Here is a 23,997-nt window from a genome sequence, read left to right as displayed (position 1 = left end):
GACGCCCCGATGAATACTGCTGTGGATGCTGTCGAACGTACTGAGATCCTGATCATCGGCGCCGGCCCGGCCGGCTCCGTGGCCGCGGCGATGCTGCGCCAGCAGGGCCGCCAGGTGCTGATGCTGGAGCGCCAGCAGTTCCCGCGCTTCTCCATCGGTGAAAGCCTGCTGCCGCAGAGCATGGAGTACATCGAAGCGGCGGGGCTGCTGCAGGACGTGGTCGAGGCCGGCTTCCAGCACAAGAACGGCGCCGCCTTCGTGCATGGCCAGGCGCGCACCGCGTTCGACTTCAGGAAGAAGTTCTCGCCGGGCTGGGGCACCACCTACCAGGTGCAGCGTGCCGACTTCGACAACGTGCTGGCACGCGGCGCCGAGCGCATGGGCGCCACGCTGCGCTTCGGCGATGAAGTGCTGTCGGTCGAGCCGGGCCAGCAGCCGGCGGTGACCGTGCGCCGCCCGGATGGCAGCACCTACCGCATCGAGGCCGATTTCATTCTTGATGCCTCCGGTTTCGCGCGCCTGCTGCCACGCCTGCTGCAGCTGGAATCGCCCTCCAACTTCCCGGTGCGCGGCGCAATCTTCTGCCACGTGCGCGACAACATCCCGGCCGAAGCGGACTTCGACCGCAACAAGATCCTGATCACCACCCACCCCGAGCATATCGACGTCTGGTACTGGACCATCCCGTTCTCCAACGGCTGCTGCTCGCTGGGGGTGGTGGCCGAGCCATCGTTCTTCGAGCGCTATGACGGCGACGATCTGCAGAAGCTGCAGGCCATCGTCGGCGAGGATCCGAACCTGACCTCGCTGCTGGCCAATGCCGAATGGGCGGTGCTGCCGGTGCGCCGCATCACCGGCTACTCGGCCAATGTCAGTTCGCTGTGGGGCCCGGGCTATGCGCTGCTGGGCAATGCCGGCGAATTCCTTGATCCGGTGTTCTCCTCCGGCGTGACCATTGCGTTCAAGTCCGCGCAGCTGGCCAGCGACTGCCTGGCGCGACGCTACGCCGGCGAATCCGTCGATTGGGAGGCCGAGTTCTCGGTCCCGCTGCGTGCCGGCGTGAAGACCTTCCGCCGCTTCGTGGAAAGCTGGTACGAAGGCGGCTTCCAGAAGATCATCTACCACCCCGACCAGCAGCCGGCAGTGCGCGACATGATCAGCTCCATCCTGGCCGGCTATGCCTGGGACACCAACAACCCTTACGTGGCCGATGAAAGCGGCCGCCGCATGCGTGTACTGGAGGAACTGTGCAGCGCCTGATTGTCCGTACCACGGCGCTGCTGCTGTGCCTGCTGCTGGTCGCCTGTGCCAGCCGCATGCCGCGGCCACAGGTCGAGCTGCCGCCGCTGCGGCTGGCGCCGTCCAGCCTGGGCGCGCCGCTGGCGCTGCAGCAGCAGCTGCATTTCCGCTTCGGCAGCCACCAGCGCGATCTGGATGCGCTGCTGGAAGCAGACGCCGAGCGCGTGCAGCTGGCCGTGCAGGCGCTGGGCCAGACCGGCGTGCGCCTGCAGTGGGATGGCCAGCAGCTGACCCAGCAGCGCGCGCCCTGGCTGCCGCCGCAGGTGCGCGCCGAGCGCGTGCTGGATGACCTGCAGTTCGCGCTGTGGCCGACCGCGGCGATCGCCGCCGCGCTGCCGGCCGGCTGGCAGGTCAGTGATGACGGCCGCGAACGCCGCTTGTCGCGCGATGGCACGGTATGGCTGCAGCTGCAACGGCTGGCCGATGGCAGCGTGCAGCTGGACAACCGCGCCGAGGGTTACATCCTGCGCATCGAATCGATCGACATGGCCGGGCAGGACGGATGAGTGCACCGATTTTCCTGAACGACCTCGGCGTGGTGTGCGCGCTGGGCGAGGGCCGCGCTGCCGTGGCGGCGGGGCTGTTCGCCGATGTGCCCGGTGGCCTCAGCGACAACGACAGCCTGCTGCCGGGCCGTACCCTGGCGCTGGGCGAGGTGCGCAGCGGGCTGCCGGCCCTGGAGCACCTGCCGGTGTCGCTGCGGGGGCGCAACAACGCCCTGCTGGACGTGGCACTGGCGCAGATCGCACCGGCCGTGGCCGATGCCATTGGCCGCTACGGCGCCGAACGGGTCGCCGTGGTGCTGGGCACCAGTACCTCCGGCATCGGCGAATCGGAGCAGGCGCTGCGCACCCGCGCCGAGCAGGGCCGCTGGCCCGACGGCTTCGACTACGCGCAGCAGGAAATGGGTACCGCCGCGCAGTTCGTACGCGAACGCAGCGGTGCGCTGGGCCCGGCCTGGACGCTGTCCACGGCCTGCTCGTCCAGCGCCAAGGCGATGATGTCGGCCGCACGTCTGCTGCGCGCCGGCCTGGTCGATGCGGTCATCGCGGGGGGCGCCGACTCGCTGTGCCGCTTCACCGTGGCCGGCTTCAGCGCGCTTGAATCGGTCTCGGCGGTCCGCTGCAACCCGTTCTCGCAGCATCGCTGCGGCATCAACATCGGCGAGGGCGCCGCGCTGTTCCTGATGACCCGCGAACCCGGGCCGGTCAGCCTGGCCGGCTGGGGTGAATCGGCCGATGCCCACCACATGTCGGCGCCCGACCCGCAGGGTCTGGGCGCCATCGACGCCCTGCAGCAGGCGTTGCAGCGTGCCGGCTGGGCGCCCGCGGAAGTGGACTACGTCAACCTGCACGGCACCGCCACCGGCCACAACGATGCGATGGAAAGCCTGGCCGTGGCCCAGGTGCTGGGCACTGCGGTGCCGGCCAGTTCGACCAAGCCGCTGACCGGCCACACGCTGGGCGCGTCCGGTGCCATCGAAGCCGCGCTGTGCTGGATCCTGCTGGCCGAGAACCCGCAGCAGCAGCTGCCACCGCACTGGTGGGACGGGGTGCCCGACCCGGCGTTGCCGGCACTGCCGCTGGTGGCGCCGGCCACGTTCCTGGCGCAGCCGCCGCGGCGGGTGCTGAGCAATTCATTCGCCTTTGGCGGCAGCAATGCCGTGCTGGCCCTGGAGCGCCGATGAACCTGCCGCTGTATCCGATCGAAGACGTGGTGCCGCACCGCCAGAACATGTGCCTGCTGGAGCGCATCCTGCGCTGGGACCAGGACGGCATCGACGCCGAACTGGTGGTGCCCCATGCCGGGCTGTTCGTCGAGGACGGTGCCATCCCGGCGTGGGTGGGCATCGAATACATGGCCCAGGCCATTGCCGCCTGGGCCGGCTGCCGCGCTCGCAGCGCCGGCCGCCCGCCGCAGCTGGGCTTCCTGCTTGGCAGCCGGCGCTACAGCAGCCAGCGCAGCGGATTTCCCTGCGGCACCCGCCTGCAGGTACAGGCGCGCTGCGAGCTGTTGGGTGACAATGGATTGGGGATGTTCGCCTGCCGCATCCTGGCGGGCGAGGAAGAATGGGCGGTTGCCAACGTATCGGTCTACGAACCAGCCGATGCGATGGCCTATCTGGAGAGTGGACAGGCATGACAGGGAATCGAAGCGTGCTGGTGACCGGCGCCAGCCGGGGCATCGGCCGGGCCATTGCGCTGCACATCGCGCGCGATGGCTTCGACGTGGTGGTGCATTGCCGCAGCCGCGTGGAGGAAGCACAGGCCGTGGTGGCCGAGATCCATGCACTGGGCCAGCAGGCCCGCGTGCTGGCCTTCGACGTGGCCGACCGGGCAGCCGCGCGTGCGGCGCTGGAAGCGGACGTGGAAGCGCATGGCGCCTATTACGGCGTGGTCTGCAATGCCGGCATCGCCCGTGATGGCGCCTTCCCGGCGCTGTCCGAGGACGACTGGGACCAGGTCATCCACACCAACCTGGATGGCTTCTACAACGTGCTGCACCCGCTGATCATGCCGATGGTGCGGCGGCGCAGGCCGGGCCGCATCGTCACCCTGTCTTCGGTGTCCGGCGTGGCCGGCAACCGCGGCCAGGTCAACTACAGTGCGGCCAAGGCCGGCATCATCGGTGCCAGCAAGGCGCTGGCGCTGGAACTGGCGAGTCGCCAGATCACCGTCAACTGCGTGGCGCCGGGCCTGATCGAGACTGACATGCTCAACGACGAAGTGGTCGATCACGCGCTGAAGCTGATTCCGGCCGGCCGCGTCGGCCGTCCCGAGGAAGTGGCCGCCACCGTGGCCTTCCTGCTGTCCGAGCCGGCCGGTTACATCACCCGCCAGGTGATCTCGGTGAACGGGGGGATGATCTGATGGCCGCCGATCGTCGCGTGGTGGTCACCGGTGCTGCCGCCATCAGTCCGCTCGGCCACGACTGGCCGACCATCCAGGCCCACCTGCGCAGCTGCCGCAACGCGGTGCGTTCGATGCCGGAATGGGATGTCTATGCCGGCCTGAACACCAAACTGGCCGCGCCGGCGCAGGACTTCGAGCTGCCGCCGAACTACAACCGCAAGACCACCCGCTCGATGGGCAAGGTCGCGATCATGTCGGTGCGCGCCACCGAGATCGCGCTGCGCGAGGCCGGTCTGCTCGAACACCCGGTGCTGCGCAGCGGCCGCACCGGCGTGGCCTATGGCTCGTCTTCGGGCAGCCACGAGGCCACCGGTGAATTCGGCCGCATGCTGCATGAGTTCACCACCGACGGCATCAGCGCCACCACCTACCTGAAGATGATGAGCCACACCGCGCCGGTCAACATCGGCGTGTTCTTCGGCCTGTCGGGGCGGGTCTACACCACCTCCAGCGCCTGCACCTCGGGCAGCCAGGGCGTGGGTGCCGGCTACGAAGCGATCCGCAGCGGCAAGCAGACGGTGATGGTGGCCGGCGGTGCCGAACAGCTCGATGCCACGGCCGCAGCGGTGTTCGACACGCTGTTCGCCACCAGCACCCGCAACGATGCGCCGCAGACCACGCCGCGCCCGTTCGATGCCGGCCGCGATGGCCTGGTGCTGGGCGAGGGCGCCTGCACGCTGATCCTGGAGGACCTGGAACACGCGCAGGCACGCGGTGCCACCATCCTGGCCGAGATCGTCGGCTATGGCACCAACAGCGACGGCCAGCACGTCACCCAGCCCAGCGCCGACACCATGGCCCAGGCCATGCGGCTGGCGCTGGAGGATGCCGGTCTGACGCCAGCGCAGATCGACTACGTCAACGCCCACGGCACCGCCACCGACCATGGCGACATCGCCGAGACCCAGGCCACCGCGCAGGTGTTCGGCACCCGTGTGCCGATCAGCTCGCTGAAGAGCTACGTGGGTCATATGCTGGGTGCCTGTGGTGCGTTCGAAGCCTGGATGAGCATCGAGATGATGCGCGCCGGCTGGTTTGCGCCGACCCTGAACCTGGCCGAGGTCGATCCGCGCTGCGGCCAGCTCGACTTCATCACCGGGCAGGGTCGTGAACTGCAGGCCGAGTATGTGATGAGCAACAATTTCGCCTTCGGCGGCATCAACACCTCGCTGGTGTTCCGCCGCTGGCAGGCGTGATCCCGCTGTACCCGCACCCCAACAAGGAGACGTTCCGATGCGCCGCACCCTGCTGATCGCCACTGCCACCGCGCTGCTGGCCCTGACTTCCACCGCCTCGGCCCGCGATACCCGCGTCGAGCAGTCCCTGCGTGACCTGGTCAATTCGCAGGCCGCCAAAGATGCCGGCATCGACGGCAGCGTGCGCTTCTACCTGGCCGGCCAGCCGGTCAGCGTGCAGCAGCGCCTGGGCGAGGACGTGACCAACAAGAAGACCAACGCCGCCAACAAGAGCGACGAAGAAGCCTGCCGCTGGGTGGCCCTGTCGGCGCTGCGCGCGCTGCAGGACGGTGCCAAGTCGCGCGGTGCCAACGCCGTGGTGGACATCGTCAGCTACTACAAGAAGAACGAGTTCAAGAGCGCGACCAACTACGAATGCTACGCCGGCGCGATCCTGGCGGGCGTGGCGCTGAAGGGCACCTACGCGAAGGTCAAGTAAGGCCGACGCGTGGCCCGGCGCTGGCTGAACGCCACCGCCACATTGCTGAACCCCGGCGGGGAAACGCCGTCGATCGCGCCGTCATCGTCGCGCGACGGCTTTCCCCGCTGTCGGCTTTCCGACACAATCACGGCTCTTCCCGGGTTATCGTCCCGTGGACATGCACGCCTACGTCTATAAAAGCCAACTCAAGCCGGACACCTACGTCTATCTCGCCCGACGCGACGACTTCAGCGCATTGCCTGCGCCGCTGTCGGCATCGCTGGGTACGCTCGTGTTCGTCCTGGAAGTGACCCTGGACGCCCAGCGCCGGCTGGCCCAGGCCGATCCGGCCAAGGTACGCAGCGAACTGACCGACCGCGGCTTCTACCTGCAGGTGCCACCGTCGGTGAGCAGCCTGATGCCGCGCCACTATGACTGAGCTTTCCCGCCCCCGCGCCCTGTCGATCACCTTCGCCCTGGGCGCCGTGCTGGCGCTGGGGTCGGCGCTGGGCGGGCTGCCCGGTGCCGTGCTGGCGGCACTGGCGCAGCCGGCGTTCGCGCTCGCCGTCTCGTGGTGGCGGCGCAGCCGCGCGCTGCGCGCGCCGAAGCAGGTGGCCGGTCAGGACCTGCCCGCGCTGATCGCACTGTGGACGGCGGCGCCGGTGCTGCTTGCCCTGCTGCTGGCCTGGCCGCTGGCCGCGCTGCGTGACAGTGGCAGCCTGGCCGCGGTGCTGGGCCTGAGCGTGCTGGTCAGTGCCGGCCTGCTGGCCGCCTGGCGAACCTGGCCGCTGTGGAACGATGTCGAACGTCTCGACGGCGGGCTGGCCCAGCACTGGCAGGCCCTGGCCGGGCGCGATCTCAGCGCCTGGCGTGGCCTTGGCGTGGCTGCGCTGGTGATCACGCTGGCCGCGCTGGTGGTACTGCCGGCCTGGCCGGGGCTGCTGCCGGACAGCGCGCGCTGGCCGGCGGCGCTGGCGGTGCTGCTGCTGTCGCCGCTGCTGCACCTGTTGCTGCAGCGCGTTGCGCCGGCGCCGCTGGTCGCGCTGCGCGCACCGGCGGGTCTCGATCAGGCGGCCGAGCGCGAAGCCCTGTTCAGCACCGCGGTGGACGCCACGCCGCTGGAAGCGATGGCACCGCAGGAGCTGACCCCGGCGCTGTATGAAGCCGCACGCCATGGCCGCATCGATCGCGCGCTGCAGCTGCTGCAGGCCGGTGCCGATGCGCATGCTCTACCGGCGCCGGAGTGGCGCGACCAGCGCAGCCTGGCGGTGCTGGCCGCGGTACTGCCCGACCTGCGCCTGCTGCGCGAACTGATCGGCCGCGGGGTCGACGTGAATGCGCCCCACCGCGGCATGACGCCGTTGCTGGCGGCCACCCGCGACAGCTGGCACGGCCGCCCGGAAGCGGTGATGACCCTGCTCGCCAACGGCGCCGACTCGCGTGCCACCGACAGCGATGGCAACACCCCGCTGCACCACGCTGCACGCAGTTCGGACCCGGGCGTTGCCGCGCTGCTGCGCGATGCCGCCGCCGAAGTGGATGCACTGAACGCTGACGGCTGGTCGCCGCTGGCGGTGGCCTGCCAGGTCGGCAACTGGCGCCTGGCCCGCTTCCTGCTCGAGCGCGGTGCGCGCAGCGAGCCGACCGACGGCACCCCGGTGCTGCTGGCCGCCGCCGCCACCGAAGACGATGATCCGGCCGGCGTGCAGCTGCTGCTCAAGCACAAGGCGCGGGCCGACGCCCGTGATCGCCAGCGCCGCAGCGCGCTGCACGAGGCGGCACTGGCCGGGCATGTGGACATCATCGGCGTGCTGCTGTCGGCGGGCGCCAACCTGGAGGCACGCGATGCCCTGGGCCGTACCCCGTGGCTGGAAGCAGCGCGTGCCGGGCGTGCGGCGGTGGTCGAGCATCTGCTGCCGCACAAGCCCGATCTGGTGGCGGTGGATGCCGATGGCCGCAACGCGGTGCTGCTGGCAGCCATGGCCGAGGATGTGTCGCCGCTGCTGATCAAGCGCCTGCTGGAGCTGGGCATCGTTGCCGACGCCAGCGATCCGGCCGGCCGCCGCGCGGTGGATTACGCAGCCGAAGCGGGGCGCTGGGCGATCGTCGCCCTGCTCGATCCGTCCTATCCGTTGCCGGCGGCAGTCAGCGATGGCCTGGCCGAACGCGGTGACGCGGCCAGTGCCAGTGGCCTGCTGCCCGACCGCCCGCCGTTGACCCTGCTGCGCGAAGCGCTGGGGTTCGGCAATACCGAGGGCATGGCCGCGCTGGCCCGGCTGTGCCAGCCGGAAGAACTGGGTGGCCTGCTGCTCGACCCGGAACTGGCGCTGGAACCGCGCGCGGTCGACTGGCTGCTGGGCCACGGTGCCGATCCCTATGTGCGTGATGCCTGCGACGACACGCCGATGTTCGCCCTGCTCTCGCGCGGCATCGATGCGGTGCCGGCGCTGCAGGTGATGCTGCAGCGTGGCCTGTCGCCGGCCGGGCGCGGTGGCCTGGCGCGTTTCCTCGCCGCCTGCGCGCAGCACGACCAGGCCGCACGTGGCCTCGAACAGCTCGCGCTGGAGTTGCTGGAACGCGGTGCCGATCCGTTTGCCGCATCGCCTGCCGGTGATCCGCCGCTGTCGCTGGCCGTGCGGCTGGGCTGGCTGCGCCTGCAGCAGGCCCTGCTCAACACCGGCGTGGACCGCGAAGCACGCGACAGCCACGGCATGACCGCCCTGCATCTGGCCACGGCGCTGGCCCGCGAAGGCGCGCTGAAGCTGCTGGTGCAGCATGGCGCCTCGCCGGAGGCGCGCGCGGCCGACGGGCAGACGCCGCTGGGCGTGGCGCTGTCGATCGGCCGCCGCGACCTGGCCGACTGGCTGGACTGGCGGGTGTGGCCGCTGCCGCGCCGCACCCTTCGTGAAGGCGACCTGCCGGCGGCGGCGATGGCCGGTGATGTCGATGCGGTGCGCCGCCTCAACGACCTGGGCTTTGCCATCGACGCGGTCGACGCGCAGGGCTGCACCGCGCTGCTGCGTGCCGCCGGTGGCGGCCATCTGGCCGTGGTCGACCTGCTGCTGGCGCGCGGCGCCGACCCCCAGCACGCCGCGGCCAGTGGCGCGACGCCGCTGTCGGCGGCGGTCAGCATGCGCCAGGTCGAGATCGTCTCGGCCCTGCTCGATGCCGGCGCACAGCTGGAACACCGCCTGCCGGGCGGGGTGACGGTGCTGATGCTGGCATCCGCGCTGGGCCTGCCGGATATCGTGGCCCGGCTGCTGACCGCCGGTGCCGACGTGCATGCCGGCGATGCCCAGCAGCTGGCGCCGTTGCACTGCGCTGCGCTGTACGGCTTCAGCGCGCGCGATCGTTCACGCCTGCTGGCCCTGCTCGATACCCTGCTGCTGGCCGGGGCCGAGCCGGACCAGGCCGCGGCGGGTGCGGTCACGCCGCTGCTGCTGCTGCTGGGCGCGCGCGCGGAACCGGGGACCGCCTGCGACGAACAGGTGGTGATGGCCGCAGTCGAACGCCTGCTGGATGAGGACGTCAGCCTGGACGTGCGTGATCCACGGGGGTTCGGCCCACTGCATCTGGCCGCCCTGCACGGGCTGCCGCTGCTGGTGCAACGCCTGCTGCGCGCCGGTGCCGATCCGGAAGCCCGCGACGGGCTCAACCGCAGTCCGCGCGAGATTGCGGTGATGCGCGGCTTCATCGACGTCGCCGCCGAGTTCGAACCGCGCGTGCCGGGGGTTTCGTCGATGGCGCGGTTCCTGCGCGACAACGGCTGACGCCCCGCCGGGCATGGCCCGGCGCTACCCCTGCAGGTAGCCATGACCGGTAGCGCCGGGCCATGCCCGGCGGCCCATGGGCCGTCAACGTTCCCTGTCGCCGTCGCTTTCCGCGTCCGCTTCGAACAGATGCATCAGGTCGTTGCGCGCATCGCGCGAGGTCTGGATCACCGCCGCCTCGTCGTCGTACACCAGGTACTGGTCGCGCAGCAGCTTCTCATCGTGCTCGCGGAACTGCTGCACATGGCGTTCGGCCACCTCCGCCGCCACGCCCAGCGCGGTCAGCACGCGCCCGCTCATTTCCAGGCTGGTCCCGAACACCTCGCGGAACGGTTCGGCCGACATGTCCATCAGGCGCCAGGCATGCTGGCGGTTGCGTGCGCGCGCCAGCACCACCGCGTCCGGGTACAGCCGGCGCACCATGCGCACCGCGCGCAGGTTGGTCTCCGGGTCGTCCACGGTGATCACGAACACATCGATGTGCTCGCCACCGGCCGCGCGCAGCATCTCCGGCCGGGTCGGGTCACCGTAGTACAGCTGGTTGCCGAAGCGGCGCAGGTCGGCCACGGTGTCCGGGTTGGCTTCCAGCGCCACGAACGGCACCTTCTGTGCCGTCAGCAGGCGCGCGATGACCTGGCCGAAGCGGCCCATGCCGGCGATCAGCACCTTCGGACGGTTGTCCGGCGCCACCGTGTCGGCCGGCGCGGCATCGCGTGGCGTCGCCCGCTCCTGGCCCAGCAGGCGCAGCAGGGCGATCATCAGCAGCGGTGTGATCGCCATCGACAGGCCGACGATCGCCACCAGCCGGTCGTGGTTGGCGTTGCCCAGCAGGTGCGCCCGCTGGGCTTCGTTGAACACCACGAAGGCGAACTCGCCCCCCAGCCACAGCACGCTGCCCAGCAGCAGCGACTGCCGCGAACTGAGCCGGGCCATGCGGCCGATCAGGTACAGCAGGCTGAACTTGACCACCAGCAGGATCGCCACGCCCGCGGCGATCATCCACGGTTCGGCGGCAATGCGGTCCAGGTCGATGCCCATGCCCACGGCAATGAAGAACAGGCCCAGCAGCAGCCCCTTGAACGGCTCGATCTGCGCTTCCAGTTCGTGCCGGAACTCCGAATCGGACAGCAGCACGCCGGCCAGGAAGGCCCCCAGGCTGGGGCTGAGGCCGGCCTCCTGCATGAACCAGGCGGTACCCAGCACCACCAGCAGGGCGGTGGCGGTGAACACTTCCGGGCTGCGGGTGCGGGCGATGATGCCGAACACCTTGCGCAGCACCGGCCGCCCGCACAGGATCACCACGGCCAGCGCGCCCAGCGCCACGGCCACATCGTCCCAGCGCAGGGTCTCGTTCTTCACCCCGCCCAGCAGCGGAATGGCGGCCAGCAGTGGAATCGCGATCAGGTCCTGGAACAGCAGGATGGCAAATCCCAGCCGGCCATGGTCGCTGTTGATCGCCTTGTGTTCGGACAGCAGCTGCAGGCCCACCGCGGTGGACGACAACGCCAGTGCCACGCCGACCACCAGGGCGCTCTTCCACTGGAAGTGATCGAGCAGCAGCAGGCCCCCCAGCACCAGCCCGGACAGCGCAACCTGCGCCGCGCCGGCGCCGAACACCGACCGCCGCATCACCTTCAGGCGCGCTGGCGACAGCTCCAGCCCGATCACGAACAGCAGCATCACCACGCCGGTCTCGGCGGCGCCGAGGATGCGGTCGGCATCCTGCACGAAGCCCAGCCCGTCCGGGCCCAGCACGACGCCGGCCGCCAGGTAGCCCAGCACCGCGCCGAAGCCGAACTTCTTGAATACCGGCACCGCGATCACGGCGGCCAGCAGCAGCACCAGAGCCAGTTCCAGACCACCGCTATGCATGGGAATACCTGGTCATCGGGGAGGCCCGCGGTGCGGCCGCTCGGGTGGGGGAGGGCGCGGCGAAGGCCGCCCGCACATTATGCGCGCGTGGCCGTGTACGGACGAGAACGGCAATGCGACCGGCATCCGGTCGACACGGCTGCGGGTTGACCTGTCCGGCGCGCAGGTCCAGACTCCCCGCCGCTGCCGGCGTGTCCGCCAGTACACCCTTCCGGAGTTCCCAACCCATGTCCAGCGACAGTAGATCTCGACCTCGGTCGACGCCAGCGATGGCCACCGCCTGACATCGGGACGGTTTGCCTGCGTTGGCGTTGCGCGAGGTCGCACCCCCACGAAGGCGAATCACCATGAACCAGAAGCAGTTGCTGCGTCCGGTGGCCGATGCCGCGGCATTGGCCGCGCCGCTGGCCAACTACAACACCGCCGACGCGGTGGAATTCATCAACACGCTCGAACTGGAGCGCGCCGCCGAGACCCTGGCGGCGCTGTCGCTGCCGCGTGCGGTGAAGATGCTGGAAGCGCCGGAGCTGCACCGCAGCGGCGATCTGGTGGCGGCCCTGCCGCCGGCGCGTGCCGCCGCCCTGCTGGGGCTGATGGCCGATGATCGCGCCACCGACATCGTCCATGAGCTGGATGAGGAACAGCGCGCGCGGCTGATCCCGCTGCTGGGCAGCGATGCGCGGCAGACCATCCAGACCCTGCTCAGCTACCCGCCCAACACCGCCGGCGCGCTGATGACCACCGAGTTCGTGGCGGTGCCGGCCAGCTGGACCGTGGCCCAGACCCTGCAGCACATCCGCCAGGTCGAGCGCACCCGCGAGACCGTGTACGCCATCTACGTGCTCGACCCGGCCAGCCGCCAGCTGCAGCAGGTGGTGACCATGCGCCGGCTGATCACCGGCCTGCCGGAGGAGTCGATCCTGGATGTCGCCCAGGTCAACCCGCCGGTGACGGTGGATGCGCAGATGGACCAGGAAGAAGTGGCGCGGCTGATCCGCCGCCACGACCTGCTGGCGATCCCGGTGGTCGATGCACAGCAGCACCTGCTCGGCATCGTCACCGTCGATGACATCCTGGACGCGCTGATCGAGGAATCGACCGAGGATGCGCACAAGTTCGGTGGCATGGAGGCACTGGACAAGCCGTACATGCAGATCGGCTTCTTCGAGATGCTGCGCAAGCGCGCCGGCTGGCTCAGCGTGCTGTTCGTGGGTGAAATGCTGACCGCCAGCGCCATGCAGCACTACGAGGACGAGCTGGCACGCGCCGTGGTGCTGACCCTGTTCATTCCGCTGATCATGAGTTCCGGCGGCAATTCGGGCTCGCAGGCCACGTCGCTGCTGATCCGCAGCCTGGCCCTGCGCGAACTGCGCCTGCGCGACTGGTGGAAGGTGGCCCTGCGTGAAGTGCCCACCGGCATGGTACTCGGCGCCATTCTCGGCTGCCTGGCGATCGTGCGCATCGTGGTCTGGCAGCTGGGCGGACTGCACGATTACGGCGAGCACTGGATCCTGCTGGCCATCACCATCGGTGCGGCGCTGGTCGGTATCGTCACCTTCGGTTCGCTGTCGGGTTCGATGCTGCCATTCATCCTGAAGCGGCTTGGCTTCGACCCGGCCAGCGCTTCGGCGCCGTTCGTGGCCACCCTGGTGGACGTGACCGGCCTGGTGATCTATTTCAGCATTGCCGCGATGATCCTGCACGGCACGCTGCTGTAACGGGAGCGTCAACCACGCAGGGCGTGATCCAGTGAGCGCCTCGCAGCTTTTTGCGCCCGATCATGCGCCCGGCGCGCCGGTGCGTGTACCGTAGGCGCATGAGTACCTACCACCTGCAGTCTGTGTTCCGTCCGCAGTCGGTCGCGGTGATCGGCGGCAGCCCGCGTGAGCGCTCGGCCGGCCGCGCGGTGATGCGCAACCTGCGTGGCACCGGCTTTCCCGGCAAGGTGGCGTGGATCAACCCGCGGCATGCCGAGATCGACGGCATCCGCACGGTGAAGCGGCTCAAGGACCTGGACTGGGTGCCGGAGCTGGTGGTGATCACCGCACCGGCGGCGATCGTGCCGCAGGTGGTGCGCACTGCCGCCGAGCGCGGCGTGCAGGCGGCCATCATCCTCACCGCGCACCTGGGCGAAGGCCCCGGCTCGTTGTCGGCGCAGGTGGAGGCGGTAGCGCGCAGGCACGGCCTGCGCATCCTCGGCCCGCACTGCCTGGGCGTGATCGCGCCGCACGCGCGGCTCAACGCCAGCATCGCCGCGCACTTCCCGCAGGCCGGCGATCTGGCGCTGATCTCCGAGTCCTCCGCCATCGCCGCCGCGCTGGTGGAGTGGGGCGTGGCGCGTTCGGTCGGCTTCTCCGCCGTGGTCTCGCTCGGCGATACCCTGGATGTGGATTTCGGCGATTTGCTGGACTACTTCGCCACCGACTACCGCACCCGCGCCATCCTGCTCTACGTCGAACAGATCAAGGACGCGCGCAAGTTCATGTCGGCCGCGCGCGCGGCGGCCCGTGCCAAGCCGGTGGTGGTGGTCAAGTCCGGCCGTGCCGATCGGGTGCCGCCGGGCAGCGCCGATACCCATGTGCAGGCACTGGCGCGCGCCGACGATGTGTACGGCGCCGCGTTCAACCGTGCCGGCCTGCTGCGGGTGGGTGCGCTGGACGAACTGTTCACCGCGGCCGAATCGCTGGGGCGGCTTGGCACCTTCCCCGGGCGCCGGCTGGCCATCCTCAGCAACGGCGGTGGTGTCGGCCGGCTGGCGGTGGATCAGCTGGCCGCCCTGCGCGGCACCCTGGCGCAGTTGTCCGACAGCACCGTGCAGACGCTCGACGCGGTGCTGCCGCAGGGCTGGTCACGCAGCAACCCGGTCGACATCGTGGTCGACGCCGATGGCGAGCGCTATGCCGCCGCCATCGAGGCGTTGCTGGCCGACAGCGAGAACGATGCGGTGATGGTGGTCAACGTCCCGACCGCCTTCACTTCGTCTGCCGATGCCGCGCAGGCGTTGACCCGGACCCTGGGCCTGCGCCCGCGTCATCACCGCGACAAGCCGGTGTTTGCGGTGTGGCTGGGCAATGACGACCAGGCCACCGCCACCCTCAACGCTGCACGGGTGCCGACCTATCCGACGGAAGCGGAGGCCGTGCGTGGCTTCCAGCACCTGGTGCGCTACCGCGAAGCGCAGAACGCGCTGATGGAGACACCGCCCAGTCTGCCGCAGGATTTCAGCGTGGATGCGGCGGCCGCGCGGGCGCTGGTCGATGTGGCGCTGGCCAACGGCCAGCGCTGGCTGGATCCGCTGGCCACCCACGAACTGCTCAAGGCCTACGGCATTCCCTCCGCGCCGGTGATGCACGCGCGCGACGCGCACGAGGCGATGGACCTGGCGCAGCCGCTGCTGGAGCGCGGCGCGACGGTTGCATTGAAGGTCCTCTCGCCGGACATCCCGCACAAGTCCGAAGTGGATGGCGTGCGCCTGAACCTGGCGACGCTGCCGGCAGTGCAGAGCGCCGCCAACGCGATCCTGACGCGCGCACGCCAGCTGCGCCCCGATGCGCGCATCGATGGCCTGCTGGTACAGCCGACCATCGTGCGGCCGAAGGCGCGCGAGATCATCGTCGGCATCGCCGATGATGCAACGTTTGGACCGGTGATCGTGGTCGGCCGCGGCGGTACCGCGGTCGAAGTGATCAACGACAAGGCACTGGCGCTGCCGCCGCTGGACCTGCGGCTTGCCCATGAACTGATCGGCCAGACCCGCGCCTCACGCATTCTCAAGGCCTATGGCGATGTGCCCGCCGCGGATGAGCGTGCGCTGGCGTTGGCACTGGTCAAGCTGGCGCAGCTGGCTGCCGATATCCCGGAAGTACGCACGCTGGATATCAATCCCCTGCTGGTCGACAGTCGCGGCATTCTTGCGCTGGACGCACGCGTGGCGGTGGCGCCATCGCGCATCCTGCACAAGGGGCGTGGCCATCCACGCTTCTCGGTGTTTCCGTATCCGAAGGAATGGGAACGCACCATCGAATTGTCCGACGGCGGGCGTGCCTTCGTGCGGCCGGTGCGGCCGGAGGACGACGCGCTGTTCCGCGCGTTCTTCGCCCGGGTCAGCGACGAAGACCTGCGCCTGCGCTTCTTCCAGTCGGTGAAGCACTTCAGTCACGAGTTCATCGCCCGCCTGACCCAGCTCGACTATGCGCGTTCGATCGCACTGGTGGCGATCGAACCCCGCAGCGGTGAAATGCTGGGCGCGGTGCGGCTGCACGCCGACGCCGACTACCACCGGGGCGAGTACGGCATCCTGATCCGCTCGGACCTGAAGGGCCACGGCATCGGCTGGCGCCTGATGGCGATCATGATCGAGTACGCCAAGTGGCTCGGGCTGGACGTGGTGGAAGGCCAGGTGCTGCGCGAGAACAGCACCATGCTGGCGATGTGCCAGAGCCTGGGCTTCACGACGAAGCTGGATCCGGACGAACCGACCGTGATGGTGGTGACGCTGCCGGTGCAGCAGGTGGAGGTCCCCGATGTCCCGCCGGTGGTGTGATCGTTACCACATCGGTAGCGCCGGGCCATGCCCGGCGGAATGTCGGATTCAACGCAGCGGTTCCACCACCACCGCCGCGCCGTAGCACAGTACTTCGGTCAACCCGGTCATTACATCGTAGCCTCGTAGCTCATGTCGATCAGTGTGGAGGAACCGCAGAATCTATCCGCACGGCGAGCATCGGTCGGTCTGCCTGACGACAACGGAGTGGAATGATCGTCGCGGAGGTGTCGTTGCGGGAGGAGGGTGAGTCATTGGTGCTGTAGCGCCCGCAGTCATGCACCATCACAATACCCGCATGACCGACCGCATTCCCCTGCTGCTGCTCCCGGGCCTGCTCAACGATGCCGAGCTGTGGCGCGCGCAGCTGGCTGACCTGGCCGACATCGCCGACTGCAGCGTGGGCGACCAGACCCGTGGCGAAACCCTGCAGGCCGTGGCCGAGGACGTACTGGCGCAGGCGCCGGAACGGTTTGCGCTGGCGGGTTTCTCGCTGGGCGGGTTCGTCGCCCAGCAGATCCTGCGCATCGCGCCGGAACGGGTGCTGCAGCTGGCGTTGATCGACACCTCGATCCACGCCGATTCGCCCGAGCGCGCCGAGCAGCGGCGCAGCCAGCGCGCCAGCGTGCGCCTGCCGGGGAAGTTCCACGGCTTCGGAGATACCTTGATGCGCAGCTACATCGATGCCTCGCGCCTGGACGACTACGTGCTGGTGCAGCGTGTGCGCGACATGACCGCCCGCCTGGGCGCGGAAGTGTTCCTGCGCCAGAGCGCGCTGGAACGCCGCGATGGTCATGATGTGCTGGCCGGTTACCGCGATCCGTTGCTGATCGTCTGCGGAGCAAATGACCGCATCACGCCGCTGGCGGTGAGCGAGGAAATGCACGCCCTGGTGCCGCATTCGCAGCTGGTGGTGGTGCCCGATTGCGGGCATCTGGCGCCGATGGAAAAGCCCGAAGAGGTGAGTGCGGCGATGCGCGGGTGGTTGCTGCCTCGCTGATGGATCCGCCGGGGATGGCCCGGCGCCATCCGCGGTCATCCGGTAGCGCCGGGCCATGCCCGGCGCCTTCTGCTCAATCCCAGGCCGGGGCGATGCCCTCCGGGTTGGCCAGGCGGTGGCCGCGGTCAAGCGTGGCGATCTGCGCCATGTCCTCGTCGGTCAGGCGCACTGCCGCCGCTTCCAGGTTGGCTGCCAGGTTCTCGCGCTTGGTCGAGGAGGGAATGACCGAGAAGCCCTGCTGCAGCGCCCAGGCCAGCGCCACCTGCGCCGGCGTGGCCTGGTGGCGGCCGGCGATGGCCTGGATCACCGGATCCTTCAGCACTTCGCCATAGGCCAGGCTCATGTAGGCGGTGATGTGGATGCCGTTGTCCTGCAGGAACTTCACCAGCAGGCGGTTCTGCAGGTACGGGTGGATCTCGACCTGGTTGGTGGCGATCGCCTCGGCACCGAGGATCTCGATGGCCTTGCGGGTCTGGGCGATGGTGAAGTTGGAGATGCCGATCTCCCTGGTCAGCCCCTGCGCCCTGGCTTCGGCCAGCGCTGGCAGGTATTCCTCCATCGGCACGTCCACCTTGTCATTCGGCGAAGGCCAGTGGATCAGCGCCAGGTCCACATGATCGGTGCGCAGCTTGTCCAGGCTGGTGCGCAGGCTGGCCAGCAGCGCATCGCGCTTGAATTCGCTGATCCAGACCTTGGTGGTCAGGTAGATCTGCTCGCGCGGCACGCCGGATTCGGCGATGGCCTGGCCGACTTCGGCTTCATTGCCGTAGATCTGCGCGGTATCCACGGCGCGGTAGCCGACCTCCAGCGCATTGCGCACCGAGTCGATCACGGTCTGGTCTTTCAGGCGGAAGGTGCCAAGGCCAAAGGCAGGAACGGTCATGGGAAGCTCCAACGGGGGGAAAGGCGTGAAAGGAAAGGGTAGGTCAGCGTTCGTATGCGTGCCGACAACAGTGCATTGCACGGATCGTCAATGGGCGGCCACGGCAATGCCATCGGCGCGGTCATCGATTCCATCACGGCGGTCCAGGCGGCCACTCAGTACGGTCAGCGCGTACGCGCCCACCACCACCAGCGCACCCAGCCAGGGTGTGTGCATCAGGCCGATGTGCTCGACCACCAGGCCGCCCAGCGAGGCGCCCAGGGCGATGCCGATGTTGAAGGCGGCGATGTTCAGGCCCGACGCCACGTCGGTAGCCTGCGGGGCGTAGCGCTGCGCCTGCTTGACCACATACACCTGCAGACCGGGCACGTTGCCGAATGCCACCGCGCCCAGGGCGAGCACGGTCAGCAGCATCAGCCAGGGGCTGTGTGCGGTGAAGGTCAGCACCAGCAGCACCAGCGCCAGCAGCGCGAAGATGCGCTTCAGCGCGGGGACCGGACCCAGCCGGTCGGCCAGGCGGCCGCCCCACAGATTGCCGATGGCCACCGACACGCCGTACACCAGCAGCACCAGGCTGACCGCGTTGGCCGAAAAGCCGGTGACCTCCTGCAGGATCGGCGCCAGGTAGGTGAAGGCCAGGAAGGTGCCGCCGTAGCCCAGTGCGGTCATCGCATAGACCAGCAGCAGGCGCGGCTGCGCCAGCACGCCCAGCTGCTGGCGCATGCTGGCCGGCGCACTCTGCGGCAGCCTGCGCGGCACGAACAGCAGCGCGCCCAGCAGCGCGACCACGCCGAGCCCGGCCACCGCCAGGAAGGTGGCGCGCCAGCCCAGGTGCTGGCCGACGAACGTACCCAGCGGCACGCCGGTGACCAGTGCCACGGTCAAGCCGGTGAACATGATGGCGATCGCGCTGGCGGCCTTTTCCTTCGGCACCACCGCCGTGGCGATGATCGAACCGATGGAGAAGAACACGCCGTGCGCCAGCCCGGTGAGGATGCGGGCGACGATCAGCGAGGTGTAGCCCGGCGCCATCCAGGCGATGACGTTGCCCAGGGTGAACAACACCATCAGCGCCACCAGCAGGGTCTTGCGCGGTACGCGGCCGGTGAGCGCGGTCAGCACAGGTGCGCCGATGGCCACGCCGAGCGCGTACAGCGAAACCAGCAGGCCGGCCGAGGGCAGGCTGACCTGCAGGTCAGCGGCGATGGTCGGAATCAGGCCGACGATGACGAATTCGGTGGTGCCGATGGCGAAGGCGCCGAGGGTCAACGCCAGCAGTGCGAGGGGAATGCCACGGGTCATGGCCGGCTCCAGCAGAAGGAAGGCGCGCAGTGTGCGCGGCCCGCCCGGACCGAAAAACCGGTCTTCACGCCAATCACTCTTGCGCCATGGTCAATAATGGCGCCATGAAAACCACCCTCGACGAGATGCAGGCCTTCCTGGCGGTGATCGACTGCGGTTCGATCAGCGCCGCCGCCGAGCAGCTGGGGCAGACGCCGTCCGGTGTCAGTCGCGCACTGGGCCGGCTGGAGGACAAGCTGGGCACGACCCTGCTGACCCGCACCACCCGCCGCCTGCACCTCACCGCCGAGGGCGAGGCCTACCTGCGCCATGCGCGCGCGATCATCGATGCGGTGGAATCTGCCGAAGAACAGATGGCCGCCCGCCGCGAACGGCCGAGCGGCCGGCTGCGCGTGGACGCGGCGATGCCCTTCGTGCTGCAGGTGATCGCACCGCTGGTGGCCGGCTATCGCGCGCGCTACCCGGAGGTGCAGCTGGAACTGAACAGCTCCGAGCGCTACATCGACCTGCTGGAGCGGCGCACCGATCTGGCCATCCGCATCGGCCCGCTGGCCGACTCCACCCTGCACGCGCGCCCGCTGGGCCGCTGCCGGCTGCAGCTGCTGGCCAGCCCTGCCTATCTGCAGGCCCACGGTGAACCGCCCAGCGTGGCGGCGCTGGGCCAGCACACGCTGCTGGGGTTCAACGAGCCCGAATCGCTGAACCGCTGGCCGCTGCCCGGCGATGCCGACGGGCAACTGCTGGTGCGTCCGGACGTGGCCGCATCCAGTGGCGAAACCCTGCGCCGGCTGGCAGTGGAGGGTGTGGGCATCACCTGCCTGTCCGACTTCGTGACCGATCGCGACCGCGCCGCCGGCACCCTGGTGCCGGTGCTGGCCGCGCACACGCTGGATGTGTACCAGCCGATCCATGCGGTGTACTACCGCAACACCGCGGTGTCGGCCCGGATCAGTTCGTTCCTGGATCACCTGGGCGAGGTGATGGCGCAGTCCGACTACCTGCGCTGAGGCCGGCTGCGCTCGCCGGGCAGGGCCCGGCGCTACCGTACTGGCGCGGCGGCAGCGCCGCTCCATTCCCGGCGGAGACGTCAGGCGGCGCGCGAAAACGCGTTCCTGCTCGTCGCCGTCGCCGTCGCCAGATCGAACACGTCCACCGCTTCGATCAGGCGGTCGGCCTGCTGGTCCAGGCTGCGCGCAGCGGCGCTGGCTTCCTCCACCAGCGCGGCATTCTGCTGGGTGGTGCCATCCATCTGGATGATGGTCTGGCTGACCTGCTCGATGCCGGCGCTCTGTTCCTGCGAGGCGGCCGAGATCTCGGCCATGATGTCGGTCACGCGCTGCACCGAGGCCACGATCTCGGCCATGGTCTGGCCGGCGCGGCGCACGTGCTGGGCGCCGTGGCCGACCTGTTCGACCGACGCCTCGATCAGTGACTTGATCTCCTTGGCAGCGGCAGCCGAGCGCTGTGCCAGCGTGCGCACCTCGCTGGCGACCACGGCGAAGCCGCGGCCCTGCTCGCCGGCGCGCGCCGCTTCCACGGCAGCGTTCAGGGCCAGGATGTTGGTCTGGAACGCGATGCCGTCGATCACGCTGATGATCTCTGCGATCTGCCGCGACGAACCTTCGATCGCATCCATGGTCGCCACCACCTGGCCGACCACCTCGCCGCCCTGCGAGGCCACACCGTGTGCGCCGATCGCCAGCTGGTTGGCCTGGCGCGCGTGCTCGGCGTTCTGGCGCACGGTGGAGGTCAGCTCCTCCATCGACGCAGCGGTCTCCTCCAGGTTGGCCGCCTGCTGCTCGGTGCGGCGCGACAGATCGTTGTTGCCGGCGGCGATTTCGGCTGCGGCGGTGTGGATGTTGCCCGAGGCGTGCTTGATGTCGCTGACGATCGTGGCCAGCTGCGCCGCAGTGGTGTTGGCGTCGCCGGCGATGCGCGCGAACACGCCCTGGAAGTCGCCCTGCATGCGCGCGCCAAGGCGGCCATCGGCGATCGCGCGCAGCATCGTCGAAACCTCGGCCAGGTTGTGGTCGGTGGTCTGCATCAGCTGGTTCAGGCCCTCGACCATCGCCCGGAAGTCATGTTCGAAGCGCGCGCTCTGGCCGCGCTGGCTGAAATCGCCGGCGGCGGCGGCCTCGGCCAGGCGGCGGATCTCGCCGTTGATCGCGCCGAGATTGGACTTCACTGCATCCAGTGCTTCGGTGATCACTGCCTTTTCGCCGGGCAGGCGTTCCATGTCCTGGCTGAGGTCGCCCACCGCGTAGCGGCCCATGATCGAAATCGCGCGCATCTTCACCTGGATGTGCGCATCGACCAGGGCATTGGTTTCGGCCACCATCCTGCCGTACGCACCGGGAAACGCGCTGGCGTCCATGCGGTGGCTGATGGTGCCGGCGTCGTGCGACTGCGCCATCGCCGCCTGCGCGGCCAGCACGCCGCGCAGGGTGCCCTGCACCGCCTGCATGGCCTGGGCCAGGCGGCCGATCTCATCACGGCTGCGGACCTGCACCACATGATCGAGGTCGCCTGCCGCGACCGCACGTGCCGCCGCTTCCACCGCCAGCACCGGCTGCACCACCGCGCGCCGCAGCCACCAGCCCAGACCGGTCAGCAGCAGCACCGCGGCGACCACGGTCAGCACCGCGCACAGCACCAGCATCTGTCGTGATGCCTGCGACCGCGCGTTCACTGCGGCTTCGGCCACCGCGCTGGTCCGTGCGCTCAGCGCATCCAGCGCCTGCGTCAGCGGCCGGTCCTTGCCGCGCACCAGGGCGTCGCCGGCTGCCGGATCGTGGTCGGCGGCGGCGAACGCCTGCAGCGCACCGTGGTAGGCCTGCTGCAACTGCGCGTGCTGGGTGGCGAAGGACCGCGCCAGTTCGCGTGTGCGGGCATCGGGGCTGGTCGCCAGGCCCTTGGCAAGGTCGGCAACCAGGCGGCCCTCGCTGTCGAACGCCTGCAGGTGACGCTTGCGCAGCTCGGCATCGCGGCCGCGCAGCAGCACGTTCTTCCATTCCTGCACCTGGCCGCGGAACTCGCGCTGCAGGCGCTCGGCATCGCGGCTGTGGGCGACCTCCGGCGGAACCTCGGTGGACAACTTCAACCAGGCCGATGCCAGACCCGCAAGGGCGCACAGCAGGACAACGGCCAGACCGACAGAAACGGCACCGAGCAGCTTCGACTGCAGCCGCGGCGCATGGGAAGAGGCATTCATGGGGCGAGATCTCGGAAGGGGAGCGATGCGGTATCGACCGGGCTTGAGGTCTCTGAAGTGCGATGTGTGTCACATTCGCGTTTCGTTTAGTGACGTGAAGGAAATGTTTCATAGGACAAATGTGTCCATATGGAACAAAACAAGACCCTCGACAGCGGGATTAAATGTAACTAGTCTGGTTACATGAAATCCGCCAACCCGCTTTCCGACGCCCTGCACGTGATGGCCCACCTGGTCGGCCAGCCGGGGCCGCGGACCTCCGAACAGCTGGCCAGCTGCCTGCCCACCCACCCGGTGGTGATCCGCCGCCTGCTGGCGCAGATGCACCGGGCCGGCCTGGTGCGCAGCCTGCGCGGGCATGGCGGTGGCAGCCAGCTGGCCCGCGACGCGGCCAGCATCAGCCTGCACGACATCTACCTGGCGGTCGGTGCGCCGCCGCTGGTGCAGGTCGGTACCCGCGAGGGCACGGCCGGCTGCCCGATCCAGCAGCTGGTCAACGACGCCCTGCTGGAAGGTGCACGCGAGGCGCAGCGCCTGCTCGAGCAGCGGCTGCGCGCCACCACGCTGGACCAGCTGGGCGCCGACTTCGCCCGCCATCTTGCCCACCACCGTTCCCTGGAAGGTCACCATGAACCCTGATGTCCTCATCGTCGGCGGCAGCTACGCCGGCATCGCCGCCGGGCTGATCCTGGCGCGCGCGCGCCGGCCGGTCACGATCATCGACGCCGGCACACCGCGCAACCGCGCTGCCAGCCATTCGCATGGCGTGCTGGGCATGGACGGCATCAGCGGTGCCGAGCTGCTGAAGAACGCCCGCCAGCAGCTGCTGGACTATCCCAGCGTGCGCTGGCTGCACGCCGAGGCCGTGCAGGCCCATGCCAGCAGCGCCGGCGTGCAGGTGCAGACCGCCGATGGCCAACGGCTGGCCGCGCGCAAGCTGCTGCTGGCGACCGGCATTGCCGACCAGCTGCCGGACCTGCCCGGCCTGGCAGAGCGTTGGGGCAGCACCGTGCTGCACTGCCCGTACTGCCATGGTTACGAAGTGGGTGGCGGGGCGATCGGGCTGCTGGGTGGCCAGCCGTTCTCGGCCAGCAAGGCGCCGCTGTTCGCCGACTGGGGCAACGTGACCTTCTTCAGCCAGGGGCGGGAGATCGGCGCCGACGACAGTGCCGCCCTCATGCAGCGGGGAGTGCAGGTGGAAACCACGCCGGTGGTGCGCGTGCAGGGTGACCAGCCGACCTGGCTGGAGGTGGAGCTGGCCGATGGCCGCCGCATCGCACAGCGCGCCCTGTTCGTGCCCGCACTGCAGGGCATGGCCACGCCGCTGGTGCAGCAGCTGGGCTGTGCGCTGGTGGAAAGCCCGCTGGGCGTGCTGGTGGAGGTCGACGCGATGAAACAGACCTCGGTTGCGAACGTGTACGCCGCCGGCGATGCGACCACCGTGGGCAACATCACCCTGGCCACGGCCGAAGGCGTGCGCGCCGGCATCGCCGTGCATCACGCGCTGGTGGCCGAGGACAGCCTGCCGCGCTGACGGCAGGGGCGCTGG

At 69.5% G+C, this 23,997-nt stretch carries 19 protein-coding genes and 1 pseudogene; 15 read left to right on the top strand and 5 right to left on the bottom strand.

The window, feature by feature from the left end; translation table 11 throughout:
* Nucleotides 1-9 precede the first annotated feature (9 nt).
* The 9 genes from Q5Z10_RS20665 to Q5Z10_RS20625 all read left to right on the top strand — a co-directional run bounded on the left by Q5Z10_RS20665 (nt 10) and on the right by Q5Z10_RS20625 (nt 9,637).
* Nucleotides 10-1,260, top strand: a complete 1,251-nt coding sequence (locus Q5Z10_RS20665; protein WP_303637208.1) for an NAD(P)/FAD-dependent oxidoreductase — start codon at nt 10-12, stop codon at nt 1,258-1,260.
* Entirely contained in the window at nt 1,248-1,805 is a 558-nt protein-coding gene (locus Q5Z10_RS20660; RefSeq protein ID WP_303637207.1) for a DUF3261 domain-containing protein, read from the top strand. Before Q5Z10_RS20665 ends, Q5Z10_RS20660 begins: the two co-directional genes overlap by 13 nt.
* On the top strand, nt 1,802-2,986 hold the full coding sequence (locus Q5Z10_RS20655; RefSeq protein ID WP_303637206.1) for a beta-ketoacyl-[acyl-carrier-protein] synthase family protein: 1,185 nt from the start codon (nt 1,802-1,804) through the stop codon (nt 2,984-2,986). Before Q5Z10_RS20660 ends, Q5Z10_RS20655 begins: the two co-directional genes overlap by 4 nt.
* Entirely contained in the window at nt 2,983-3,441 is a 459-nt protein-coding gene (locus Q5Z10_RS20650; RefSeq protein WP_303637205.1) for a hotdog family protein, read from the top strand. The genes Q5Z10_RS20655 and Q5Z10_RS20650 overlap by 4 nt, the downstream gene beginning before the upstream one ends.
* Entirely contained in the window at nt 3,438-4,169 is a 732-nt protein-coding gene (locus Q5Z10_RS20645) for a 3-ketoacyl-ACP reductase FabG2 (protein WP_303637204.1), read from the top strand. The genes Q5Z10_RS20650 and Q5Z10_RS20645 overlap by 4 nt, the downstream gene beginning before the upstream one ends.
* Complete coding sequence (locus Q5Z10_RS20640) at nt 4,169-5,407, top strand: beta-ketoacyl-ACP synthase (RefSeq protein ID WP_303637203.1); 1,239 nt, start codon at nt 4,169-4,171, stop codon at nt 5,405-5,407. The genes Q5Z10_RS20645 and Q5Z10_RS20640 overlap by 1 nt, the downstream gene beginning before the upstream one ends.
* 37 nt (nt 5,408-5,444) lie before the next feature.
* Complete coding sequence (locus tag Q5Z10_RS20635) at nt 5,445-5,885, top strand: excinuclease ATPase subunit (RefSeq protein WP_303637202.1); 441 nt, start codon at nt 5,445-5,447, stop codon at nt 5,883-5,885.
* 160 nt (nt 5,886-6,045) lie between these two features.
* Nucleotides 6,046-6,306 (top strand): YcgL domain-containing protein, encoded by a 261-nt coding sequence (locus Q5Z10_RS20630; RefSeq protein ID WP_303639236.1) that lies wholly within the window; start codon nt 6,046-6,048, stop codon nt 6,304-6,306.
* Nucleotides 6,299-9,637 carry an ankyrin repeat domain-containing protein gene (locus tag Q5Z10_RS20625; RefSeq protein WP_303637201.1) on the top strand — a complete coding sequence of 1,113 codons (3,339 nt, stop codon included), beginning with the start codon at nt 6,299-6,301 and terminating at the stop codon, nt 9,635-9,637. Before Q5Z10_RS20630 ends, Q5Z10_RS20625 begins: the two co-directional genes overlap by 8 nt.
* Nucleotides 9,638-9,721: 84 nt before the next feature.
* On the opposite strand, the gene Q5Z10_RS20620 is transcribed toward Q5Z10_RS20625, so the two are convergent.
* Entirely contained in the window at nt 9,722-11,509 is a 1,788-nt protein-coding gene (locus tag Q5Z10_RS20620; protein ID WP_303637200.1) for a monovalent cation:proton antiporter-2 (CPA2) family protein, read from the bottom strand.
* A gap of 347 nt (nt 11,510-11,856) precedes the next feature.
* Between Q5Z10_RS20620 and mgtE the strand changes: the two genes are divergently transcribed.
* The gene (mgtE, locus tag Q5Z10_RS20615) at nt 11,857-13,227 is read left to right on the top strand and encodes a magnesium transporter (RefSeq protein ID WP_303637199.1); all 1,371 of its coding nucleotides are present in this window, start codon (nt 11,857-11,859) and stop codon (nt 13,225-13,227) included.
* A gap of 98 nt (nt 13,228-13,325) precedes the next feature.
* Nucleotides 13,326-16,052 (top strand): bifunctional acetate--CoA ligase family protein/GNAT family N-acetyltransferase, encoded by a 2,727-nt coding sequence (locus tag Q5Z10_RS20610; RefSeq protein ID WP_303637198.1) that lies wholly within the window; start codon nt 13,326-13,328, stop codon nt 16,050-16,052.
* A 48-nt stretch (nt 16,053-16,100) separates the two neighbouring features.
* Here Q5Z10_RS20610 and Q5Z10_RS20605 read toward each other — a convergent pair.
* A pseudogene (locus tag Q5Z10_RS20605) lies at nt 16,101-16,192 on the bottom strand (YbjQ family protein); the annotation flags it as partial.
* A 158-nt stretch (nt 16,193-16,350) separates the two neighbouring features.
* On the opposite strand from Q5Z10_RS20605, the gene Q5Z10_RS20600 reads away from it, so the two are divergent.
* Nucleotides 16,351-17,052 carry an alpha/beta fold hydrolase gene (locus Q5Z10_RS20600; RefSeq protein WP_303637197.1) on the top strand — a complete coding sequence of 234 codons (702 nt, stop codon included), beginning with the start codon at nt 16,351-16,353 and terminating at the stop codon, nt 17,050-17,052.
* A 73-nt stretch (nt 17,053-17,125) separates the two neighbouring features.
* Here the strand turns inward: Q5Z10_RS20600 and dkgB are convergent, their stop codons facing one another.
* Both dkgB and Q5Z10_RS20590 read right to left on the bottom strand, forming a co-directional pair.
* Nucleotides 17,126-17,935, bottom strand: coding sequence for a 2,5-didehydrogluconate reductase DkgB (dkgB, locus tag Q5Z10_RS20595; RefSeq protein ID WP_303637196.1), 810 nt, complete (start codon nt 17,933-17,935; stop codon nt 17,126-17,128).
* An 87-nt stretch (nt 17,936-18,022) separates the two neighbouring features.
* A complete protein-coding gene (locus tag Q5Z10_RS20590) occupies nt 18,023-19,237 on the bottom strand; it encodes an MFS transporter (protein ID WP_303637195.1) in 1,215 nt (404 codons plus the stop codon).
* Between the two features lie 104 nt (nt 19,238-19,341).
* Here Q5Z10_RS20590 and Q5Z10_RS20585 point away from each other — a divergent pair, with 104 nt between their 5' ends.
* A complete protein-coding gene (locus tag Q5Z10_RS20585) occupies nt 19,342-20,244 on the top strand; it encodes a LysR family transcriptional regulator (RefSeq protein WP_303637194.1) in 903 nt (300 codons plus the stop codon).
* A gap of 80 nt (nt 20,245-20,324) precedes the next feature.
* On the opposite strand, the gene Q5Z10_RS20580 is transcribed toward Q5Z10_RS20585, so the two are convergent.
* Nucleotides 20,325-22,448 (bottom strand): methyl-accepting chemotaxis protein, encoded by a 2,124-nt coding sequence (locus Q5Z10_RS20580; RefSeq protein WP_303637193.1) that lies wholly within the window; start codon nt 22,446-22,448, stop codon nt 20,325-20,327.
* A 183-nt stretch (nt 22,449-22,631) separates the two neighbouring features.
* Between Q5Z10_RS20580 and Q5Z10_RS20575 the strand changes: the two genes are divergently transcribed.
* Nucleotides 22,632-23,087, top strand: coding sequence for an Rrf2 family transcriptional regulator (locus Q5Z10_RS20575; RefSeq protein WP_303637192.1), 456 nt, complete (start codon nt 22,632-22,634; stop codon nt 23,085-23,087).
* Nucleotides 23,077-23,982 (top strand): NAD(P)/FAD-dependent oxidoreductase, encoded by a 906-nt coding sequence (locus Q5Z10_RS20570; RefSeq protein WP_303637191.1) that lies wholly within the window; start codon nt 23,077-23,079, stop codon nt 23,980-23,982. Before Q5Z10_RS20575 ends, Q5Z10_RS20570 begins: the two co-directional genes overlap by 11 nt.
* The last annotated feature ends 15 nt before the right edge of the window (nt 23,983-23,997 follow it).

The sequence above is a fragment of the Stenotrophomonas sp. 704A1 genome (assembly GCF_030549525.1).
In the GTDB taxonomy this organism is placed as follows: domain Bacteria; phylum Pseudomonadota; class Gammaproteobacteria; order Xanthomonadales; family Xanthomonadaceae; genus Stenotrophomonas; species Stenotrophomonas tuberculopleuritidis.
Note: the sequence above shows the minus strand (reverse complement) of the source record. Positions and strands in the feature narration are given on the sequence as shown.